Origin of the sequence: Polaribacter sp. (assembly GCF_965660385.1) — a bacterium.
Lineage (GTDB): Bacteria > Bacteroidota > Bacteroidia > Flavobacteriales > Flavobacteriaceae > Polaribacter.
Window position 1 is genome coordinate 1 of sequence record NZ_CBFHZT010000084.1, and the last position, 7,285, is coordinate 7,285.

5 protein-coding genes are annotated in these 7,285 nt (G+C 30.6%); 3 read left to right on the forward strand and 2 right to left on the reverse strand.

Annotation, left to right across the window (positions count from 1 at the left end; genetic code table 11):
• Positions 1 to 196: 196 nt before the first annotated feature.
• Together ACTG3V_RS14545 and ACTG3V_RS14550 are read right to left on the reverse strand one after the other, a co-directional pair.
• Positions 197 to 1,312 carry a tyrosine-type recombinase/integrase gene (locus tag ACTG3V_RS14545; protein WP_439132898.1) on the reverse strand — a complete coding sequence of 372 codons (1,116 nt, stop codon included), beginning with the start codon at positions 1,310 to 1,312 and terminating at the stop codon, positions 197 to 199.
• A 242-nt stretch (positions 1,313 to 1,554) separates the two neighbouring features.
• Complete coding sequence (locus ACTG3V_RS14550) at positions 1,555 to 2,610, reverse strand: endonuclease/exonuclease/phosphatase family protein (protein ID WP_439132899.1); 1,056 nt, start codon at positions 2,608 to 2,610, stop codon at positions 1,555 to 1,557.
• 145 nt (positions 2,611 to 2,755) lie between these two features.
• Here ACTG3V_RS14550 and ACTG3V_RS14555 point away from each other — a divergent pair, with 145 nt between their 5' ends.
• The 3 genes from ACTG3V_RS14555 to ACTG3V_RS14565 all read left to right on the forward strand — a co-directional run.
• Positions 2,756 to 5,506: a carboxypeptidase-like regulatory domain-containing protein gene (locus ACTG3V_RS14555; protein WP_439132900.1), complete on the forward strand. Its 2,751-nt coding sequence runs from the start codon at positions 2,756 to 2,758 to the stop codon at positions 5,504 to 5,506.
• Between the two features lie 19 nt (positions 5,507 to 5,525).
• On the forward strand, positions 5,526 to 6,968 hold the full coding sequence (locus ACTG3V_RS14560) for a DUF5689 domain-containing protein (RefSeq protein ID WP_439132901.1): 1,443 nt from the start codon (positions 5,526 to 5,528) through the stop codon (positions 6,966 to 6,968).
• 64 nt (positions 6,969 to 7,032) lie between these two features.
• Positions 7,033 to 7,285 (forward strand): VOC family protein (locus tag ACTG3V_RS14565; RefSeq protein ID WP_439132902.1); only part of this gene is annotated, 253 nt, incomplete at its 3' end.

Consider the following 7,285-nt stretch of genomic DNA (forward strand, 5'->3'; position numbering starts at 1 on the left):
AAATTTTTTCAATAGTAGATTTTATTTCAATACCATTCAATTTTATATAAGTCTGTATGTTATTTAATTCAGGCATTTGTTTTGGGTATGACACACAACTTGTATATATAATTACATTAATTCAGTATATAATACTTTTATGGATTTATATGCTGATGTTTGTATAATGTTTTTCTTCTTTAAATGTAGTACTTTTCTATAATTCATCAAACGGATTTTTAATATTATTTAAACTTGTATTTGTTACATGTGTGTAAATCATGGTGGTTTTAGGACTATTGTGACCTAATAATTCTTGAATATATCTAATGTCTGTTCCGTTTTCTAGCAAATGAGTTGCAAACGAGTGTCTTAAGGTGTGTAATGTTACTCTTTTTGTGATTTTTGTCTTTTTTAAAGCTTTCTTTAATACTGCTTGCGCACTTGCATTGCTGTATTGTTTTTTATTTTGGCCTTCAAATAAGTAAATTTTTGGCTTATAGGCCAAATAATATTCTCTTAAAAGCTTTAAAAAACTAACAGACAAAAGCGTATATCTATCTTTTTTTCCTTTGGCTTGCTTAACATGGATTAACATTCTTTTACTGTCAATATCTTCTACCCTTAAATTTAAAGCTTCACCAATTCTAAGGCCGCCAGAATACAGCAAACTTAAAAGTGTTTTATGTTTAAGATTGGTTAAATTGTTAAAAATGGCTTTTATTTCATCAATACTCAAAACTGCTGGCAACTGTTTTTCTTTCTTAGGTCTTTCAATAGAAAGAGGATTAATTTCTAGATTTTTAAAAAGAAGAAACTTTTTTACCCCATTAATACACTGATTTTGGTAAGAAACAGATCTATTAGCCTTGTAAATAAAATCATAATTAAACTGCTCAATGAGTTTAACAGAATAAGGCTCAACTTTCTTTAGTATTTTATATCGCAAAAAAAATGCAGTTACCTCAGTATACGTATTTACTGTATTTTCACTTAATCTTTTCTGTTGCAACCATTTTTTAAACCTAATCAATTCTGAATTTAATTCTTCGGATAATTGAGGCAATACTAATTTATAACGTTCTTTTAATGGTCTAGTAACTTCTTTACGTAATTTTTGATAATCAACCAACCACTTTTTTCGTCGAAAATGCGTAAATAATAAATGAAGATTGCCTTTACTACTTATAATATAAAAAGAGCTTAATGTTCTGCTCCATTTTACCTCTGGTAATAACTTTATATGCTGTTTAATTTCCTCATCAAAAGGAAAAACAATCATAATAACATTACAATTTCTATGTGTATTTGGAAGTAGCGTAATTGATTTCATAGCAAATGAAAAAGCTAAGATACTTAAAATATGTGAAAATATGGTGTAATTTTAACTGTTAATATTCACCATTTTTTGGGTGTACTATTGTCTGTATTTTTAAAAATACCTACTTGTGTTTTTTGTTATGTTTGCCAAAATATAGAGTACTTCTAGAAATTGTTTTATGGATTCTTAAAATCAAACAGTTGTATTTGTAAAAAACGACTGTGATGCTCAGAAATTTAATAAGTAAAGTTGTACTATTTTTTCTCTTTAATCAAATACATATATACAGGATAATGATCAGAATAACCACCTGTGTAACCACCATAAGAAAAGCTTCTAAAAGGATAACCTTTAAACTGCCCTTTTTTACCTGTTAAAAAGCGTTTGTTAAAAATATTTGCTTGGTACATTTTATAGGTAGAAAAATCTTTTTTTCCTTTATCTAATAAGGGTGATGAAATTAACACCATATCAAACAAATTAATGTTATCTCTATAACCCAACGTATTAAAACCCCTTCTATGCAAATCTTCATAAGGGTTGTAAATGTCTAACTCACCAACATTTTTCTTTTTCGCTTTGGTTTTTAAAACCTCTTTAAAACTAGAGTTGGTAGGGTCATCATTAAAATCGCCCATGATTAAAATTTTTGCATTAGGATCTTTCTCACGTACCTGAGCAATTATTTTTGTATTTTGGTATGCAGCTTTTTCACGCAAAGGCCTGCTTTTTGCTTCACCACCACTCCTCGAAGGCCAATGGTTTACAATGATATGAATCAATTCATCATCTAAATAACCAGAAACTAATAATTGGTCTCTAGTATACACCTTTCTGTTATTTCTGTATATATTTGGATTATAAGCCTCGTAAAAAACAGGTTTAAAATATCTTTTTTGATATAATAAGGCAACATCAATGCCTCGTTTGTCAGGAGAATCGTAATGAATTATGCCATATCTCTTAGTAATTAAGTGTTTATTTTTCACTAAATCTTCTAAAACACTTAAATTTTCAACCTCAGCAACCCCAATAATAGCTGGGCTTGTATTTGCTTTATCTTCACCAATTTGGGCAATAACACTGCCTAATTTATCAATTTTATCCCAATAAACTTTAGATCGGTTCGATTTTAGCTCCATCATGGGGCTAGCTTCATCGTTGATAGAAGTATCGTTAATCGTGTCAAATAAGTTTTCTAAATTATAAAACGCAATGGTTCTAATATTGTACTGTTTACCTTTCTTTTGGGCAGTAGTTAAAGAAATTCCTAATAAAAAAAGTATTAAAAAAGAGGTGTATTTTTTCATTGATTGTAATTTATATCGCAAACTTATAAAACAAAATGTAAGCCAAAGATGATATAATGTTATTTTAACATACGTGTTTGTTAAAAAATGTTAATTTTGCTGATATTATTTCGGTAAATTTAAAAAAAAAATCAATCAAACATTTATGAGAAAAATTGTTTTATCAATATTTCTAGTGTTATTTTTCTTTTTAGGAGTAAATGCACAGAATATTGTAAAAGGAATCGTTTCAGATAGCGATTCAGAAAATCCTCTGCAAAGTGTTTTGGTAAGTATTGTAAATACAAATCTGAGTCAAGAAACTGGTTCTGATGGTGTATTTATAATAAAAAACATACCAAATGGAAGCTATATTGTAGAGATTAAATTAGTGGGTTATGAAACTCAAAACTTTCCTGTAGAACTTTCTGGGGAAACTGTAGACCTGGGTACTATTCTTTTTTATAAAGATATAGCAGAAGATCAAGACTTAAGTTTAATTACTATTACTGATGATGAATTAAATGATGATGCTAGTGCTGCTGATAATATAGCAGGTTTGCTACAAGCCACTAGAGACATTTATTTAAGAACTGCAGCTTTTGAGTTTAGTTCTTCATTTTTTAGAATTAAAGGCTTAGATTCTGGTAATGGAAAAGTGCTTATCAATGGTATAGAAATGAATAAATTATACGATGGTAGAGCACAATGGAGTAACTGGGGTGGTTTAAATGATGTGTTGCGAAATCAAGAATTTAGCAACGGTTTATCACCATCAAACTATACATTTGGAGGCGTTTTAGGATCTACAAATATTGATACTCGAGCTTCAGGACAAAGAGCAGGTACAAGAATTTCGTATTCATCATCTAACAGAAGTTATGTGCATAGAGTTATGGCAACACACTCTACAGGTACTCTAGAAGGTGGTTGGTCTATGACCTTTTCTGGAAGTAGAAGAGCTGGTTTAGAAGGTTTTAATGAGGGTACAAGTTACAATGCTTATTCTTTATTTGCATCCATAGAAAAACAAATAGGCGAAAATCATAGTATTAATTTTACGTCTATTTTTACACCTAATAGAAGAGGTAAATCATCGCCAAATACTCAAGAAGTTTTCGATTTAAAAGGGATTGCTTACAATGATTATTGGGGATATTTAAATGGAAGAAAAACCAACTCTAGAATAAAAGAAGTGGAAGAGCCAATTTTAATGTTAAATCATTATTGGGATATTACAGATAACACCAATTTACAAACTAATGTTGCCTATCAATATGGTAAAATAGGGAATAGTCGTCTCGATTTTAATGGAGGTGCAAATCCAAGTCCAACCTATTATCAATATTTACCAAGTTTTTATGAAAGAAATGGTGATTTAGTTGGGGCGTACGAAGCAAGAAATCGTTTTGAAAATGATGGACAGTTAGATTGGAATAGAATTATTGATGCAAATGTTACCAATGCCAGCAATGGTATTGATAATGCTTACGTTTTGTATGAAGATAGAAGTGATGATAAACAACTAACCGTAAACAGTATTTTAAATGCAGAACTAACAAATAATATTATCTTAAATGCTAAGTTAGAGTATCGAAGACTGCGTTCTAACAACTTTGCAGAAGTTATAGATTTATTGGGAGGTACTGGTTATTTAGATATCAATCCGTTTGCAGATACAGAACAAAAACAACAAAACAATCTTTTAGAACCAAATAGAGTAGTAGGTGAAGGAGATATGTTTCGATATAATTTTCTTTTAAATTCTGATGTTATTGGTGCATTTACACAAGCGCAATTTAAATATAATAAAGTAGATTTTTATACGGCGTTTAATGTGTCTAGAACAACACATCAAAGAGAAGGATTGTACCAAAATGGTCGTTTCGAAAACAACTCATTAGGTTTGTCTAAAAAATTAGACTTTACCAATTTTGGTGTAAAAGGTGGTTTAACCTATAAAATTACAGGGCGTCATTTGTTAGATGTTAATGCAGCTTATGTAACCCAAGCACCAACTATTAGAAATTCTTTTTCTAACTCAAGAGAAAACAATAATGTGGTAGATGATTTACAAAGTGAAAAAATCTTTTCTTCAGATTTTAGTTACATAGTAAGAAGTCCAATTATTACCTCAAGATTAACAGCATATTACACCAATATTAAAGATGCAACAGAAATATCTTTTTATTTTGCTGATGGTGTTGGAGGTGATAATACCGCTTTTGTACAAGAAGTTTTATCGGGTATAGAAAAAGATCATATAGGTTTAGAACTGGGTATCGAAGCACAAGTTACACCTACTATTAAATTAAAAGGTGCAGCCTCAATTGGGCAATTTACCTATGCCAATAATCCAGATTTATACCTTACCTCAGATGTGGCAGATAATGGTGGTTTTGATAGTGATTTTAGATCTAAAGATTATGTGTCTTTATTAAAGAATTATAAATTAGCTTCTGGCCCACAAAATGCATATTCTGTTGGTTTTGAATATAGAGATCCAGATTATTGGTGGTTTGGTGCAACTGCAAACTTCTTTTCTAATATTTATGTAGATGTTGCTCCATTAAATCGTTCTGCAAATTTTTATGAAGATGCAGATGGTTTACCATTTTCTGATTATGATACAGAATTGGCAAGAGAATTATTACAACAAGAAAAATTTGACGACTATATGGTGGTCAATTTAATTGGTGGTAAATCTTGGAAAATTGGGGATAAATTTATCAGTGTATTTGCAACCGTAAATAACTTGTTAAATACAGAATACAAATCAGGAGGATTTGAACAAGGTAGAAACGCAAACTTCAGACAATTAAGAGACGATAAAGCGTTAGATAACCCAGTATTTGGTAATAGATATTGGTATGGTAGAGGTACAACCTACTTTTTAAACATAAACTTAAGATTTTAAATATTATAATTAAACGAATATGAAAACAAATAAAATAATCATCTTGGCTTTTGCCTTTATAATGGGAGTTTCTTTCAACTCTTGTGTAGAGGATGGAGATTATACAGTACCTAACGATTTAGGACTAGTTGAAAACGCAGAAGTTGAGAAAATTTTAGAAGAATTAAATGATCCAAATGGTAGTTTAGACCTTATTTCTATCACAAACCTTAAAAGCTTATTTACTGGGGTAGCTACAGAAATTACATCAGATTTAGTGGTAAAAGGGTACGTTACTTCTTCAGATAGAACAGGTAACTTTTTTAAAGAAATTTTTATTCAAGATGCTCCAGAGAATCCAACAGCCGCAATTAAACTGGTTTTAAATTTAAATGACACCTACAACAAATATAATTTAGGTAGAGAAATTTATATAAAATTAAACGGGTTATTGATTGGTGAAACAAGAACAGGAGATGGTGTAATTACCATAGGAGGTGTTGCTAATGGAGATGCAGTTGATGATTTATCTGTAAAACAAATTGAAGAAAATTTGTTTAGATCTTCTGTAACCGCAAATTTAGTACCTAAAACCATGAATTTATCTGAAGTTTCTTCAGCACATTTAGGAATGTTTATTCAAATAGAAAATGCACAATTCGATAAAGCTATTAAAGATTTAACTTTTGGTGATCCAGATGAACAATTCGATACACAACGTTTTTTAGAAAGTTGTGCAGATAGTGGTGCTATTTCTGTAGAAACCAGCTCATTTGCAACGTTTAAATTTGCGCCATTACCTGCAGGAAGTTTTACAATTAACAGTGTAGTTTCAAAAACTTTTGATGGGAGTAGCTTAATTTTAGTTTTAAATGATAAAAATGATATTACAGTTACAGGTGAAAGATGTGATCCACCAGAGTTAGACTGTGGTATTGCTAGTTCAGAAGGAACAACGATTCTTTTCGAAGATAATTTCGAAACTCAAAGTACTAACAGTCCAATTTCAGGTAATGGTTGGACAAACTACCAAGAAGCAGGTACAGAAACTTGGGAAGCTTACACTGCAACAGGTTCTAACGCTTCACAAGGAGTTTCGGCTGCAGTTGGTTCTTTTAGATCTGGAGATGATAGAACAGTAGCTTGGTTAATTACACCAGAAATTGATTTAGATGCCAATAGCAATGTTACCCTTTCTTTTGAAACTTCAAATAGTTTTGCAGATTCTAGTACTTTAGATTTATTGTTTTCAGAAAATTGGGATGGTACTACAGAAGGTATCTCTAAGGCAACTTGGGGTGTTGTTCCTGCAGCCTACATAACCCAAGATTCAGATTCTTTTTCTTCTTGGTTCGATTCAGGTATTGTAGATTTATCTTGTGGTTCAGGTACAATACATTTTGCTTTTAAATATACAGGAAGTGGAGAAACCGCTGCAGATGGTACTTATGAGCTAGACAATATAAAAATAGCTGCAGATTAATCTGTAACTATTTTAAAATACAAACCAGTAGATATTTTTCTGCTGGTTTTTTTATTTTTACAAAATGAATAAAATAGAACATATTGGTATTGCTGTAAAAGATTTAGAAAAATCGAATGCTCTTTTTGCATCTCTTTTTGATGAAGGGCATTATAAAATCGAAGAGGTACTTTCAGAAGGTGTAAAAACATCTTTCTTTAAAGCTGGACCTAATAAAATAGAATTATTGGAAGCAACAAACCCCAATAGTCCTATTGCAAAATTTATCGCTAAAAAAGGGGAAGGAATTCATCATATTGCTTTTGCTGTAAATGATA